The organism is Paenibacillus solani, from assembly GCF_050475945.1.
Classification (GTDB): Bacteria; Bacillota; Bacilli; order Paenibacillales; family Paenibacillaceae; genus Paenibacillus_AQ; species Paenibacillus_AQ solani_A.
The window spans coordinates 354,302-368,764 of sequence record NZ_JBCMXJ010000007.1; the positions used below are offsets into that span (position 1 = coordinate 354,302).

At 52.6% G+C, this 14,463-nt stretch carries 13 protein-coding genes; 9 read left to right on the forward strand and 4 right to left on the reverse strand.

Features of this window, described 5'->3' with window-relative positions:
* The first annotated feature begins 67 nt into the window (after positions 1-67).
* Positions 68-811 (forward strand): Cof-type HAD-IIB family hydrolase, encoded by a 744-nt coding sequence (locus ABEQ74_RS09795; RefSeq protein ID WP_430121900.1) that lies wholly within the window; start codon positions 68-70, stop codon positions 809-811.
* A 228-nt stretch (positions 812-1,039) separates the two neighbouring features.
* Here ABEQ74_RS09795 and serS read toward each other — a convergent pair whose 3' ends face one another.
* The 4 genes from serS to ABEQ74_RS09815 all read right to left on the reverse strand — a co-directional run bounded on the left by serS (position 1,040) and on the right by ABEQ74_RS09815 (position 4,829).
* On the reverse strand, positions 1,040-2,347 hold the full coding sequence (gene serS / locus ABEQ74_RS09800; RefSeq protein WP_430121902.1) for a serine--tRNA ligase: 1,308 nt from the start codon (positions 2,345-2,347) through the stop codon (positions 1,040-1,042).
* 333 nt (positions 2,348-2,680) lie between these two features.
* Complete coding sequence (locus ABEQ74_RS09805) at positions 2,681-3,451, reverse strand: ABC transporter permease (protein ID WP_430121904.1); 771 nt, start codon at positions 3,449-3,451, stop codon at positions 2,681-2,683.
* Between the two features lie 56 nt (positions 3,452-3,507).
* Positions 3,508-4,218 carry an ABC transporter ATP-binding protein gene (locus tag ABEQ74_RS09810; RefSeq protein WP_430121906.1) on the reverse strand — a complete coding sequence of 237 codons (711 nt, stop codon included), beginning with the start codon at positions 4,216-4,218 and terminating at the stop codon, positions 3,508-3,510.
* A gap of 86 nt (positions 4,219-4,304) precedes the next feature.
* The gene (locus ABEQ74_RS09815; protein ID WP_430121908.1) at positions 4,305-4,829 is read right to left on the reverse strand and encodes a PadR family transcriptional regulator; all 525 of its coding nucleotides are present in this window, start codon (positions 4,827-4,829) and stop codon (positions 4,305-4,307) included.
* 443 nt (positions 4,830-5,272) lie between these two features.
* Between ABEQ74_RS09815 and ABEQ74_RS09820 the strand changes: the two genes are divergently transcribed.
* From ABEQ74_RS09820 to ABEQ74_RS09855, 8 genes are all read left to right on the forward strand, one after another.
* Positions 5,273-6,028: a threonine/serine exporter family protein gene (locus tag ABEQ74_RS09820; protein WP_430121910.1), complete on the forward strand. Its 756-nt coding sequence runs from the start codon at positions 5,273-5,275 to the stop codon at positions 6,026-6,028.
* Between the two features lie 24 nt (positions 6,029-6,052).
* The gene (locus tag ABEQ74_RS09825; RefSeq protein WP_430121912.1) at positions 6,053-6,499 is read left to right on the forward strand and encodes a threonine/serine exporter family protein; all 447 of its coding nucleotides are present in this window, start codon (positions 6,053-6,055) and stop codon (positions 6,497-6,499) included.
* A 358-nt stretch (positions 6,500-6,857) separates the two neighbouring features.
* Positions 6,858-8,624, forward strand: coding sequence for a LytS/YhcK type 5TM receptor domain-containing protein (locus ABEQ74_RS09830; RefSeq protein WP_430121914.1), 1,767 nt, complete (start codon positions 6,858-6,860; stop codon positions 8,622-8,624).
* The gene (locus tag ABEQ74_RS09835; protein WP_430121916.1) at positions 8,611-9,405 is read left to right on the forward strand and encodes a LytR/AlgR family response regulator transcription factor; all 795 of its coding nucleotides are present in this window, start codon (positions 8,611-8,613) and stop codon (positions 9,403-9,405) included. Before ABEQ74_RS09830 ends, ABEQ74_RS09835 begins: the two co-directional genes overlap by 14 nt.
* A 187-nt stretch (positions 9,406-9,592) precedes the next feature.
* Entirely contained in the window at positions 9,593-9,892 is a 300-nt protein-coding gene (locus ABEQ74_RS09840) for a DUF485 domain-containing protein (RefSeq protein ID WP_430121918.1), read from the forward strand.
* 6 nt (positions 9,893-9,898) lie between these two features.
* Positions 9,899-11,410, forward strand: coding sequence for a solute symporter family protein (locus ABEQ74_RS09845; protein ID WP_430121920.1), 1,512 nt, complete (start codon positions 9,899-9,901; stop codon positions 11,408-11,410).
* A 147-nt stretch (positions 11,411-11,557) separates the two neighbouring features.
* Positions 11,558-13,096 carry a solute symporter family protein gene (locus ABEQ74_RS09850; protein WP_430121922.1) on the forward strand — a complete coding sequence of 513 codons (1,539 nt, stop codon included), beginning with the start codon at positions 11,558-11,560 and terminating at the stop codon, positions 13,094-13,096.
* Positions 13,097-13,295: 199 nt separating this feature from the next.
* Positions 13,296-14,444 carry a glycerate kinase family protein gene (locus ABEQ74_RS09855; RefSeq protein ID WP_430121924.1) on the forward strand — a complete coding sequence of 383 codons (1,149 nt, stop codon included), beginning with the start codon at positions 13,296-13,298 and terminating at the stop codon, positions 14,442-14,444.
* The last annotated feature ends 19 nt before the right edge of the window (positions 14,445-14,463 follow it).

Below are 14,463 nucleotides of genomic sequence, written 5' to 3' on the forward strand. Positions count from 1 at the left end.
GCCTTAACGTACGTCTTATTGACATGTCGGAACCTTCATTACACTGTAACCAAAGGAGAACAGACATATGGGAAATTACAAATTGCTTGCGCTGGATCTGGATGGCACTACCCTGAATGAGGAAGGCATCGTTACGGATACGACCCGATATTGGATCCGCAAAGCTGTCGATTCAGGTGTCACAGTCATTTTCTCAACGGGGCGCGGGATGCAGACAGTGTCTGATTTATGGAGCGGTCTTGAGATGACCGGACCGATGGTGCTTCTTAACGGGGCCGAGCTGTGGACGGGAAGGGAGCAGCTGTGTGAGCGGCATTTCCTGAAAGAAGAAGAGATACGAAAGCTGCACAGGCTCGCTCAAGAGGCGGACGCCCATTTTTGGGGATACAGCGTGGAGAGCTTGACTGGCCGCAAAAGCTGGACGGAAGAGATGTTTGCCCGGAAATGGATGAAGTTTGGCATGCGTCATGCGGATCCTTCGGTTATAGCCGAGCTGCGACAGCTGGCTGCACAACTGGACACGATTGAGATTTCCCGCTCGTCGGCCCTTAATATGGAGATTTCACCCCTCGGGATATCCAAGGAATCAGGTGTCCGCAAAATATGCAGCCTGCTTGGATACGACATGAGTGAGGTAATGGCCATCGGGGACAACATGAACGATTATCGTCTCTTACGGGCAGCCGGGCTTGGGATAGCTATGGGGAACGCAGATGAGGAGCTGAAGGCAGTCGCCGATGTGCAGACGGATACAAATACGGAGGATGGCGTAGCCAAGGCGATACAGCGTTATATTTTCGAGGTCGCTTAGGGTAGTGATGCGAATAAGTGGTGCAGCTTCATTTCCGTCGGTTCTATGAACTGACGGAGAATGGTACTGTTATGAGATTGGAGATGTAGCAGGACAACCCTAGGCGGAGCAGTAGAACAGAATATAACAAGCATAAAGGCAGCCGTTATTAGCGGCTGCCTTTATGCTGTGACTATGAATAAACCTGGATCAGAAGACTGATTATGCCCCTGTTCGCTGCTGCTTTCCTTACTTTGTATCTAACTCGGCAGGCAGCTCGATCCGCTCCATACCGTTCATGTACGGTCTGAGCGCCTTCGGAATGAGGATCGAACCGTCGGCTTGCTGGTGGTTTTCCAGCAGCGGGATAAGAATCCGCGGCGAAGCGACAGCCGTATTGTTCAGCGTGTGGCAGTAGCGTAGCTTGCCTTGCTCGTCAAGGTAACGGATGTTCGAGCGGCGCGCCTGAAAGTCGAGCAGATTCGACGACGAATGAGTTTCCCCATAAGCTCCGCGGCTGGGCATCCAAGTCTCGATGTCGTACTGCTTGTACGTCTTCTGCGACATATCCCCTGTGCAGACGGCAACGACCCGGTAAGGCAACTCGAGCTGCTGCAGCAGCTCCTCAGCATTGGTCGTGATCTCTTGCAGAAGCCGTTCCGATACCTCCGGGTCGGCTTCGCAGAGAACGACCTGCTCCACCTTCGCAAACTGGTGCACCCGGTACAGGCCGTGGACGTCCCGGCCGCCCGAGCCGACTTCGCTGCGGAAGCATAGCGACGCAGCAGCCAAGCGAATCGGCTGTGTCACATCGACGGTCTCACCGCTGTAGAACGAGACGAGTGGCACTTCCGACGTGCCAACGAGCCACTTATCCTGCTCCGTAATCTGAAAAGCCTGGTCCTGACCCAGCGGGAAGAAGGCTGTATTCTGCATGGCTTCTGTCCGTACAGTCAGCGGTACATCCATGAGGGTGAAGCCTTTGGCAACCAGCATATCCACCGCAAGCTGCTGAACCGCCCGGTGCAGCATCGCCCCGATGCCGGTCAGGTAATAGCTGCGAGTGCCGGCAGTTTTAACCCCGCGGGGGATGTCTAGCATCCGGTGCAACTCGCCAAGCGTGACATGGTCCCTGAATTCATAATCAAAGACAGGAAGCTCGCCGACTCTTCTGATCTCTACATTATCTTCATCCGAGGCACCGATTGGAGTGTCGGGCGAAACGATATTTGGTACCAGGATGAGGAGCTGACTGCGAGCTTCATCTACTGTACGGTACAGCGCTTCCCGCTCATCCAGTTTCTTGTTGATGATCTTGACCTGCTGTTTATTCAGCTCCGCTTCTGCCTGGTTGCCCTGTCTTATAAGGACGCTGATCTCCTGCGAGAGGGTATTTCGTTGCTGTCGCAAATCCTCCACAGCCAGCAGCAATGTCCGCCGCTGTTCATCCAGCTGGACAAGCTCCGCAACCGATAAGGCGATACCTTTCTGGTCTGCTACCCGCTGCAGCTCCTCTTGATGACTTGTACTTTCTCGAATCCATTTCATGTCTAGCATGATCACCGCGCTCCTTTGTCTGAAAAAAATAAAAAAGCGTCCTAGTCCATATGGGACGAGGGACGCTTATGCGCTCGCGGTGCCACCCAAATTGACTGAATCAGAGCCCCACTAACGAAGCAAGTCGGTCTGCATTCAATCCACTTTGATTCCGCGATAACGGACGGATCCGGTTAACTTAGGGAGATTATAAATCCGATATCGGATCATATCCCCTTGACGAGAACGCCTCGGAGTTGGAAGCTCTTCATCGGCCTGATGTTGATATTGTTGGTTCAGTATACCGCATGGGATGTCTTTTATACAAGGGGGCAATAGTTTTTTTATTTGCCGTTACATCGAAGCGGCTTTCCTTGTGGCTCCCTGTTTCCATCTGACAGGCTGCTCGGCATCCCAGCGGAAGGTCCATGCAGCTGCTCCAAGGATCAGGATCGTAAAGCCCCCAAGGATAAGCAGCGGCATCCAGATACTAGAGACATTACCTTGCGGATATATGGCAATCGCCATGGCATCGACCAGATAATGAAACGGCTGCAGATGTCCCAGGGTGACGATCCAGTTCGGTGCATGTTCCAAGGAATAGAAAGCTTCACTGGTCAGCAGCAAAGGGAAGCTCATCAGGTTTGAAATCATATTGACGTTATTCTCATCCCTTGACAGATTAGCTGCCAGGAAACCGAGTGCGGTAAAACAAACGGTGCCGATCAGCAGCACCAGCAGCATCAGTCCCAGTCCCGGTAGGCTCAGCTTCACTCCAAGCAAAAACAGACTCATCAGAATCACGCAAGCACTAACGAGCAGGGCCAGCACGGTTCGGGCTCCCGTCATCGCGGTAATGAAGGAGACCGTTCGAAAAGGGGTTGCTCTCAGCAGCTTATAGATGCCCCGGTTGCGCTGTGCCATTACGTTGAACGCAGTGACCATGGTGGCTCCGAACAGAATGTTGGTGGTCAGCACACCACTGAGGAGCCGGTAAGAGTAAGCTGCATCCTTGAAGTACAACCCCAAACCGATCAGCATGGCCATAGGAAACAAGATGTTCCAGACGAGCGTATGGGTATCGCGTAACATACTCCGAAGCATCGTGGTCATAACAATCCACATAAAAATTCCTCCCCAGAATCTTTTTGAATAAAATACTTTTTTGCACAAAATACCTGCTATGCAAGCTCATCCGTCAATTGGATATACAACTGCTCGAGACTGGCGGTTCCATATTGGCTGAGCAAATCCTCCGGTGAGCCGGAGGCTATGATTCGTCCATCACGGATGAGAACGAGCCGGGAAGCGAGTTTATGCACTTCCTCCATGTCATGCGAGGTAAATACGATCGAGGTACCCTTGTCTGCCAGAGAGCGGATCAGCTCTCGAATATCCCGGCGAGCTCGCGGGTCCAGCGCGGCGGTGGGTTCATCAAGGAACAGCAGCTTGGGGCTGTGGATTAGCGTCATCGCAATGGCGAGGCGTTTCTGTTGACCTCCCGAGAGGCGGAGTGCATCCGTCTTGGCGACTTCTTCAAGCCCGCAGCTGTGAAGATGTTCAATCAGCTGGGCGTCCTTGAGCCGCTTGCCATAGAAGGCGGCGAACATGCGCAGATTCTCGATAGCGGTGAATCCCGGGAAGAAGGGCGTAGATTGCAGCTGAAGCCCCACATGCGGTGAAGGATCCGGTGTCCAGTAGGTGATCGTACCGGCATCGGCCTGGCGTAAGCCCAGAAGTAGATCCAGCGTCGTTGATTTACCCGCACCATTCGGCCCGATGATCGCAAGCACCTCGCCTTCCCGTATGTCTAGATTCAGCCCATCTACGACGGTCCGCTGACCATAGCTCTTGCGTAATCCTTCTGCTTGAATGAGGGTAGGTAAAGTCATCCCATATACACGCTCCCTATTAGCCAATATTATATATCCAATGTTGGATATGTGATGAAAATGAAAGCCGCAGCGGATACTGTGGCTTATTCTTGTATGAGTGCTATGATTTTGTTGAGAAAGATGATGTCCTGTTCCAGAATCGAAATCGCATTGTCAAAGGTGGCTAGGGCGATTTTCGATAAGCCGTACTCCCCCTTGATTTCCTTGCCAGCATGCCACTGGGCCAAAGACTCCTCCACTTGCTTGAGATTTTGCTGCAGCAATTCTACCGCTTCCTGCTTCGGGATGCTCTCGATCCAGACTAAACCGAGGGAAAAGTCGGACTTGACGGTATGGGGAGGAAGCGTTAGAGTATCGCGGATCATTTTCTGGAAAAATTGCTCGCCTGTGTCGGTAATGCTGTAGATTTTACGAAGCCTCGCACCGGTCCGCTCTTCGCCGGCCGCAGCAATCAGACCATCGCGCTCCATTTTGTTAAGCGCATAATAGATGGAACCGGACAGAACATTCGTCCATAAGTCCATTCGGCTTGCTTGAATGAGCTGTTGAATTTCATACCCATGCATGGGACGTTCACGCAGGAATGAGAGCAGGATGAGATCGGTCATGAGAGTCACTTCCTTAGGCTGGGTGTAGAGAAGAAGATACTTCAGTATGAATATCCAATGTTGGATATGTAGTTTTTTTCATTATATGGGGGATGGAATGAATTGTCAATGATCTGCTGGAAAAATAGGACTGCGATATTTTGGAACGGCTGAAGGCCCTTTCAATCATATGGGAGGGAGTCAGCGCCTGTGCCAATATTGTAAGGAACAGGTTGCTATGCATATTCGCGGTGCCTATTAGGCCAACCTAGTTGTAAATAAATAATAAAGCAGCCCCTCGGTTATCCGAGGGGCTGTCTGTATCGGGTGAATCATGCTGAAACAGACGAGCCAACTGCTACGGCGCTGCTTTAAAGCGCATCCTAGGCATTTTCAACATAATGATACTATAATATAGGCGAAGATTCTGAATCGGAAAGTGTTCCAGCAGGAGGATAGTGGAGTTGAGTGACTTGTTGAAACGGGAACATGATATCATCAAGGTCTGCTTGCTAGCAGGGAAAATCATGCTGCAGAGCGGCGCGGAGACCTATCGGGTCGAGGATACGATGATGAGGATTGCCGCAGCTTTTGGTGTCGAGAATAGTCAGAGCTATATGACGCCGACGGGGATTATCTTCTCGGTGGAGGAGCCTCAGCCCATCACGCGGCTTATTCGTATTTCGGATCGAACAACCAACCTGGGTAAGATCGATCAGGTCAACAGCGTTTCCCGGAGCGTGAGTCTCGGCGAGCTGACGATTGAAGAGGCCCGCCGAGCGCTGGAGAACATCGAACAACAACAGGCGACCTATCCAATATGGTTGTCGATCCTCCTTGCAGCGATCTCCAGCGGGTGCTTTCTTATTATGTTTCGCGGCATCTGGTCCGATTTTGTGCCAGCGGTTATTGCCGGCGGTCTTGGCTTCTCCTGCTCCGTGTTCATGCATCGGGTTATTCCGGTCAAGTTTTTCGCCGAATTCTCGGGCGCGCTGGTGATTGGCATAACCTCTGTGTGGATGGTCAAGTTCGGATGGGGCCAGCAGCTGGATATCATCATCATCAGCTCTGTGATGCCGCTCGTACCGGGTCTATTGATCACAAATGCCATCCGTGACCTGATGGCGGGACATTTGATATCCGGCTTGTCCAAAGGGGCAGAGGCCTTTGTAACGTCCTTCGCCATCGGTGCGGGCATCGCGTTTGTTTTGTCATTCTAGGAAGTGGAGTTGAGGGTGGAGCTCATGGCAACCTTTTATATACAGCAGCTCATGACAAGCTTTATTGCTTCGGTGGCCTTCGGCGTCATATTTAATGCACCCAAAAAAGCATTGCCCCAGTGCGGCTTTGCCGGTATGGTGGGATGGCTCCTCTACATCCTGCTGCAGGATATGAGTGTGCAGCCGGTGACGGCCATTGTGGTGGCAGCGTTTTGCGTGACGATGATCAGCCACTTTTTCGCAAAAAAATACAAGACGCCCATTATCGTGTTCAGCGTATCGGGGATCATTCCACTGGTACCGGGCGGTGTTGCCTATAATGCGCTGCGTCATGTGGTGGAGAATCAATTCGATCAGGCGGTTCAGCTGGGGGCGCGGGCGTTCGTGTTTTCAGGTGCTATCGCGCTGGGCTTGCTGCTGGCCGAGGTGACTAATCAGGTCATTCGGAAATGGTCGATCATTCGTAGATAGGGGAAAGAGGTACACGCTACCTCGGTTAGAACGGCAAACCTTTTGCAGATCGAGGGGCAGTCCCTACAGCAGGGTACAAAAATATAACGATTAAACGGCCGTATCGGACGCGTCATAAGCGAGGATACGGTTTTTTGTGGTGTTCCCGAAGGCACATCTCTTCCTCGGGGTTTTCATTGGGCATTTTACATATGTTTCATTTATTCCTTATTATTGTCTCTGTGCTCATTGTGCTATATAATCTTGTTGCATAAAATGAAACCGCATTCAAAAAAAATCACCCTTACCTTGTCGCAAGGAGATCGTCATGGGTAAAACGATATAAGGTCTCTAATCCATCAAAAGATGAGGGATGTCCATGCAGGAGCTGACGCTGCATTTGTTCGAACGGATGGGCATGCTGCTCATTCTGACTTTTATATTGACGCGAATTCCGCTGTTTCGTCAGTTGCTGGACCGCAAGGAAATGTCCGGCACGCGAATATTCATCTACTCCTGTTTGTTCGGGCTTTTTGGTATTCTCGGGACGTATGCAGGCGTTGTCGTGGAGCAGGGCGAATCCAGCTCCTCCTTTTGGCTGATGCGGCTGACAGCGGAGCAGGCCCTGGCTCATTCCGCCTTGGTCGGCGTTGTCATCGGCGGGCTGATCGGCGGACCCCGCGTAGGTATTGGTGGCGGACTCTTGGCTGGGGCGCATCTTTTCTTCATCGGCGGTTATACGGGACTGGCTGGAGCAATCGCCGTGCCCCTTACAGGGGCTCTGGCCGGGGGAGTGGCTCGTTTTTTCGCTCAGGAACGGGTCATTTCGCCAGCCAAAGCATTATTTGTCGGCATGTTTGCACCGATCCTTCTCATGGGAGTGATTCTCATCTGTGCCGATGAACCGGATCGCGCGGTGGAGCTGGTCAATCTGATCGGTTTGCCGATGGTGCTGACCAACAGCATATCCATTGCAATCTTTACAACGATGCTGCGGGTTGCTATCACGGAGGAGGAACGGGCAGCAGCCTATGAAACAGAGAAGGCATTTCATATTGCAGAAGCGGCCTTGCCTCATCTGAAGCAGGGTCTGACTTATCGGACAGCTCAGGCAGTGGCGGGCTTGCTGCTGCGTGAATTGAAAACGACAGCAGTAGCCATTACAGACACGGAGCGGTTTCTGGCTCATACCGGGGCAGCCAGCCGCACCATCGACCGGGGGGAGGAGATTCAGTCTCCCTTAACCAAGAACGTCATCGCGACTGGCGAACTTCGGATCATTGAGAATGCGGATGATATCCAGCCAAGGCATCCGAGCCTCGGAGCTGCCATTCTTGTCCCGATCATTGAAGGGGGCCAGGTCGTAGGCGTCATCCAGTTCTACTTCAAACGGCCCCAGGATATCCGGCGCGTGGAGCTGGTCATGGCTCAAGGACTTGGTCAGCTCATTTCATACCAGCTTGGGGCTACGGCACACGAGAAAATGAGCCATTTAATGAAAGAGGCGGAGCTCAAACTTCTGCAGGCCCAGATCAACCCGCATTTTTTATTTAATACACTCAATGCCATTCATTCGCTGATTCGCACCGATCCACCGTTAGCACGGCATGCGACGATGCAGCTGGGAGCGTTCATGCGGCTCAACATGAAAGTCATGGCTTCTCGCAAAACGACGATTCGGGAAGAGATGGAGCTGTTAAATGCGTATTTGGATATTATTCAGATTCGGTTCGAGGAGCAGTTTACGGTTGAATGTCAGCTCGATCCTTCGCTGGATGAGTTGATGATTCCTCCTGCAACACTGCAAATGCTGGTGGAGAACAGCATTAAGCATGGTTTGCGAGACAGAGCGAGCGGAGGCCTCATTCAGCTGACCTTGAGACAGGTCGGAAGGATGGCGGTGTTCCAGCTTAGGGACAACGGGTCAGGCATCTCGCCGGAAATCCTGGATACGCTCGGCGAACAGCCGGTCACGGGCAGCGAGGGAACAGGCAACGGGATGTATAACATCAATCAGCGTTTGATCAGTATGTTCGGCAGAGATGCCAGACTCATGGTAGAGAATCTTGCAGAGGGCGGCTGCAGCATAACCTTCAGCATCCCCTGCAGTTTATCGGAAGGGAGCCGGTACGGTGAAGCGAATTAGAATCATAATAGCGGAAGACGAACGGTTGGCAAGGGAAGAGCTGACATATCTGCTTGAGCAGGAACCTGACATCGAGCTTCTTCCGCATGCTGCGAACGGAAAGGAACTGCTCGAGCTTGTTCCCTTGCAGCAGCCTGACGTCATCTTTCTTGATGTCCATATGCCCGAGCTGGAAGGACTGCAGGCTGCAAGAATGCTGAAAGCCTCTCCTCTCTCGCCCATGATTGTGTTTACGACGGCCTACGATGAATATGCCGTTGAAGCATTCGGATTGAATGCAATTGACTACCTGCTGAAGCCTTACAGCCACTTGCGATTGAAGGAGACATTGCAGCGAATTCGCAGCAGGGCTCATGAAGGACAAAATTTCCCTAGAGAAGAAGCCCAGGACGGCGCCAATCTAGCAGCATTATCATCTGCAGAAGCCGGTGTCCGCAGCATGCGTGGCAAGCTGCTGATCGATGATGGGGATAAACATGTGGTAGTCGATCCCGAAGGAATATTGTACGCGGTGCGCGAGGAACGGGTCGTTCGTATCGTAACGGCAGAGGGACAGCGGATTACAAGCAAGAGCACACTGCAGGAGCTGGAGGAGAAGCTTGCGGGGCATTCATTTTTCCGTCCTCATCGCAGCTATTTGGTGAATGTGAACCGGATCGCTGAGCTCTCCCCGTGGCAGAATGGGGCTTATAATATAGTTCTGAAGGATGAGCAGCGGACGATGATTCCCTTATCACGGGAGGCTGCCAGGGATTTGTTCCGACTGCTTAGAGAGGTCTAGGCTTGAGGAAGCTGCCTGCAGTAGCCGTTTTTCGGTTCAGACGCCAAAATCATCCTTTCATACACGCTATCGGACGTTTCGCGCAGGAGCAGTAGTCGGCTGCAGTCCTCCTGTATATAATCATTCTAAAGCGCTTTCAGACATGAAGGCTGCCATAGAATCCTGATCGTTAATGGAGGGAAAAGCAATGGAAGAAAAGAGCTATACCGAAGTATGGCATTCTGAAAAATTCAAAACACTGCTCTCCCGCAAGAAACGGTTCATTATTCCGATGACCGTCTTTTTTCTTCTGTTTTACTTTGCATTGCCCATTCTCACTTCATACACCGACATCCTGAATAACCCTGCGATTGGCCCGATTACATGGGCATGGGTCTTTGCCTTCGCGCAATTCATCATGACCTGGGTTCTGTGCATCCTGTACTCCCGCAAAGCGGCCCAGTTTGACCGTATGGTAGACGATATCAAACAGGATATGGGGGCGTAATCAACTATGGCTATTGCGTTATTTTGCGGGATTGTATTGCTCACGCTGATCATTACGTATTATGCTGCCAAAAAAACAACCAACACGAGTGATTTCTATACGGCAGGCGGAGGCCTCAAGGGCTGGCAGAACGGGACAGCCATTGCCGGCGACTATATGTCCGCCGCCTCCTTTCTGGGCATCGCAGGCTCGATTGCGCTTGTCGGATTTGACGGCTTCTTCTACAGCATCGGTTTCCTTGTCGCTTACCTGGTGGTGTTGTATCTGGTCGCCGAGCCGCTGCGAAACCTCGGTAAGTATACGGTAGCGGATATGATCGCTGCTCGTTTCTCCGACAAGAAGGTGCGGGGCGTTGCTGCGCTGAATACGATTTCCATCTCCATCTTCTACATGATTGCACAGCTGGTTGGGGCCGGTGCGCTAATCAAGCTTCTGTTAGGCCTGGACTATGTGACATCCGTTCTGATTGTCGGTGTGCTGATGACCATCTATGTTGTTTTCGGCGGCATGCATGCAACAAGCTGGGTGCAAATTTCGAAAGCCGTGCTTCTAATGGCTGGCACATTCATCATCTCGCTGATCGTATTTGCTAAATTCGATTTCAGCCTGACCCAGATGTTCAATCACATGCAGACGGCGACACCGCTCAAGGAGGCGTTCCTGAATCCCGGAAATAAATACAAAATCCCGCTCGAAACTCTGTCGCTGAACCTGGCACTTGTCCTTGGAACGGCAGGTCTGCCGCATATTCTGACCCGTTTCTTTACGGTGAAGGACGCCAAAACGGCGCGCAGCTCAGTCGTATATGCCACCTGGATTATCGGTATCTTCTATGTCATGACGATCTTTCTCGGCTTCGGTGCGGCGGCTTTCGTGGGCGCGGCGGATATTACCGCAGCCGATAATGCGGGCAACATGGCAGCGCCGCTCCTGGCCAAAGCGATTGGCGGTGACTTCTTATTCGCGCTCATCTCGGCGGTTGCGTTCGCGACGATTCTCGCGGTAGTGACAGGGCTTGTGCTGTCTGCCGCCTCAGCCTTCGCACATGACTTCTACGGCCAAATCGTGCGCCGTGGCCAATCGACGGAGAAGGAACAGCTGAAGATGGCACGTTACGCCTCGATTGGTGTATCCATCCTCTCGATACTGCTCGCATTGTTCGCCCAAAAGATGAACGTGGCGTTTCTGGTCTCGCTGGCTTTCGCCGTGGCGGCCAGCGCGAATCTGCCCGTTATCCTGTTCACAGTATTTTGGAAAAGATTTAATACGACAGGAGCGGTTACGGGCATGCTGACAGGACTTATCAGCACCGTTGTCCTGGTCGCACTTAGCCCGAATATATGGGATCCGGCCGGCAAAGCGATCTTGATCGGCGAACCCATCTTCCCGATGAGCAATCCCGGCATTATCTCCATTCCGCTCGGCTTCCTCGCTGCCTATGTCGGCACGCTTCTGTCCTCCACCAAGGATGAGGCCAAGTATGCCGAGGTGCTGGTTAAGGCCAATACGGGGGCTTAAACTCGATTATTCTCCTTCAAGTAACATTGTAAAAAAAGGGTATAACCTGCTGCTTTACCGTGCAGAGGGTTGCCCTTTTTTTGCCATTTTATCGTAGAATGGAGACATAACATAACTTTTTGAGTGGGGGCAGGAGGAGGCACGCAGTTGAACATATCGGGCATCGTTTTTTTTGTGGCAATTGTAGTGGGTACCTTAATGATTACATATTATGCTGCCCGGCGAACAACGAGCACGAACGACTTCTATGCGGCGGGCAACCGTCTGAGCGGGCTGCAGAATGGGCTGGCCATCTCCGGAGATTATATGAGCGCAGCATCTTTTCTTGGCATCGCGGGCTCTATTGCAGTTTATGGATTTGACGGTTTTTTTTACTCGATCGGCTTTCTTGCCTCCTACGTGATCGTGCAGTACATCATAGCCGAACCGCTTCATAATCTGGGTAGGTTTACAATGGCGGATGCGGTAGCGGTCCGGTTCGGCGAGAGACGGCTGCGCGGATTCATCGCCGTCAACAATATGATGATCACCGTCTTCTACATGATTGCCCAGCTTGTCGGAGCTGGCTGGCTCATCCACCTGCTGTTCGGACTGGAAACGTCGCTTGCCATCGTGTTAGTCGGAGGGTTAATGACGATCTATGTCACGTTCGGCGGCATGCTTGCAACATCCTGGGTCCAGATCGTCAAATCGATTTTGCTGGTAAGCAGCACCTTTATCGTGAGTCTTATCGTGCTGGCAAGGTTCGATTGGGATCTGCTTGGTCTATTCGCTTCCATGGAGCAGGCGACGCCGCTGCAGGAGCAGTTCCTGAAGGCGGGTAACATGTTCGAGCATCCACTGGACTTGCTGTCATTTAATATGGCGCTGGTGCTGGGGACAGCGGGACTTCCGCATATAATAGCCCGCTTTTACACTGTAAGAGACCCGATTACGGTACGGGCATCAGTGCGGACGGCAACGTTTACGATCGGCATTTTTTATGCCATGACGGTTTTTCTTGGCTTCGGCGCTGCCGCATTTGTAGATTGGTCCGTTTTGTCCGAGCGGGTTGAGTTGGCGGCACCGCTGCTTGCCAGTGAATTGGGGGGCGAATTCCTGATGGCCTTCGTATCGGCCGTTGCTTTTGCCACTATACTGGCCGTCATCTCCGGGCTTGTGCTGACGGCATCCTCTGCGTTTGCCCATGACGTGTACAGCAGCATATTTCGTAGTGGGCGGGCGACCGAGGCGCAGCAGATGAGAGTAGCCAAGCTATCCGCCATCGTAGTAGGCGCAGCTTCGATTGTGCTCGCGCTGGGTGCGCAAAAGCTGAATGTGGCGTTCCTCGTTTCGTTTGCCTTCGCGGTTGCCGCTTCAGCGAACCTGCCTGTGCTGTTGTTTACGCTATTTTGGCGAAGGTTTAATACTTATGGTGCCATGTCGAGCATTGCAGCCGGTTTGTTATCTTCCTTGCTGCTTATGGCTATCGGGCCTAACGTAATGGACCCCGAAGCCGGATGGATTCGTGCTGAAGCCATTTTTCCGCTCAAGCATCCGGGCATCGTTTCCATTCCGATTGGATTTGCCGGTGGCCTTATCGGTACCTTGTTATCGGGCCGGATCGGTTCTCGGGGGCATTTCGAGAAGATGCAGGCGATGGCCCATGTCGCGCCGGATGAAATCGGCACCCGTGAGCTGGGGTGATTGTTGATACATAAGGCTTAAGCCGTGCTGTACTTTCATCCATGTTGGGCAGGATCGATGAAGATTAGTATGGTGGAAGGAATGAAGCTGGCTCGCAAGTAGCCACAGACAATCGCCGCTAGGTAAAACGTGCACGGATTCATTAAGGAGATTGCTGCGCGTAAATAAATAAACTAAGGATGGGCAGGAGATGAAGACCATGAAGCAGGGTTATGTCATTGTGCTCGCGCCCGATTCATTCAAAGAGAGCATGACCGCCAAAGAAGTCTGCGCTGCAATGGAGCGAGGAATTCAGAAGGGAGATCCCAACGTGACCTGTATCCACGTACCCATGGCAGACGGCGGCGAAGGCACGGTGCAGTCCCTTGTTGACGCTACAGGCGGCACAGTGCATACCGTCAATGTGACCGGTCCAATGGGCGATGAGGTGGAGGCATCCTACGGCATTTCGGGTGATGGCTGTACCGGGGTGCTGGAAATGGCCAGCGCCAGCGGAATTCACTTGGTGCCGTCGACACAGCGGAATCCGCTGGCGGCTACCACCTATGGGACAGGTGAGTTGATTAAGGCATGTCTGGACCATGGCGTAAACCGGCTGCTGATTGGTATAGGCGGAAGCGCGACAAATGACGGCGGCGCCGGGGTGGTTCAGGCGCTAGGCGGCAAGCTGCTGGATGCGGAAGGGAAGGAGCTGACTTTTGGCGGCGGGGAGCTGGGTCGCCTTGCTAGCTTCGACTTAAGCGGATTTGACCCGCGACTGCAGCGGGTTAAGGTCGAGGTGGCCTGCGATGTAAATAACCCGCTCTGTGGTGAAATGGGAGCCTCGCAAGTATTTGGGCCGCAGAAGGGTGCTTCGCCGGCAATGATCGAGCAGCTGGACAGCAATCTCCGTCATTATGCCGAGATTATCAAGCAGCAGCTGGGCAAAGATATTGCCCTTTATCCAGGTGCTGGCGCTGCAGGAGGACTAGGTGGAGGACTTCTGGTATTCCTGAACGGTACGCTGAAGAAAGGGATCGAAATGGTCATTGATTATACCGGACTCGAAGAGAAAGTGCGTCAGGCGGATATGGTGTGGACCGGCGAAGGCGGAGTGGATTTCCAGACGCAGTATGGCAAAACCCCGCAGGGGGTCGCGATGGTCGCGAAGAAGCATGGCAAGCCTGTCGTTGCCTTAGCCGGACGGATCGGTGATGGAATCGAGGTGCTGTATGATCAAGGGATAGACGCTGTTTTCGGAATTATGCCGGGGGCTGCCTCCTTAACGGAAGCACTGGCGAATGGGCCGCAGAACGTAGAGAGAACATCGGAGAATATCGTTCGTCTCATGACTTCCTTGAGTAAGTAGTCATACCCCCTCTGTACCA

Coding starts and splice junctions, on each gene's coding strand:
- ABEQ74_RS09845 (WP_430121920.1), top strand. CDS start 9,899: ATGGCTATTGCGTTATTTTGCGGGATTGTATTGCTCACGCTGATCATT.
- ABEQ74_RS09810 (WP_430121906.1), bottom strand. CDS start 4,218: ATGACTTTACCTACCCTCATTCAAGCAGAAGGATTACGCAAGAGCTAT.
- ABEQ74_RS09830 (WP_430121914.1), top strand. CDS start 6,858: ATGCAGGAGCTGACGCTGCATTTGTTCGAACGGATGGGCATGCTGCTC.
- ABEQ74_RS09825 (WP_430121912.1), top strand. CDS start 6,053: ATGGCAACCTTTTATATACAGCAGCTCATGACAAGCTTTATTGCTTCG.
- ABEQ74_RS09795 (WP_430121900.1), top strand. CDS start 68: ATGGGAAATTACAAATTGCTTGCGCTGGATCTGGATGGCACTACCCTG.
- ABEQ74_RS09805 (WP_430121904.1), bottom strand. CDS start 3,451: ATGTGGATTGTTATGACCACGATGCTTCGGAGTATGTTACGCGATACC.
- ABEQ74_RS09815 (WP_430121908.1), bottom strand. CDS start 4,829: ATGACCGATCTCATCCTGCTCTCATTCCTGCGTGAACGTCCCATGCAT.
- ABEQ74_RS09855 (WP_430121924.1), top strand. CDS start 13,296: ATGAAGCAGGGTTATGTCATTGTGCTCGCGCCCGATTCATTCAAAGAG.
- serS (WP_430121902.1), bottom strand. CDS start 2,347: ATGCTAGACATGAAATGGATTCGAGAAAGTACAAGTCATCAAGAGGAG.
- ABEQ74_RS09840 (WP_430121918.1), top strand. CDS start 9,593: ATGGAAGAAAAGAGCTATACCGAAGTATGGCATTCTGAAAAATTCAAA.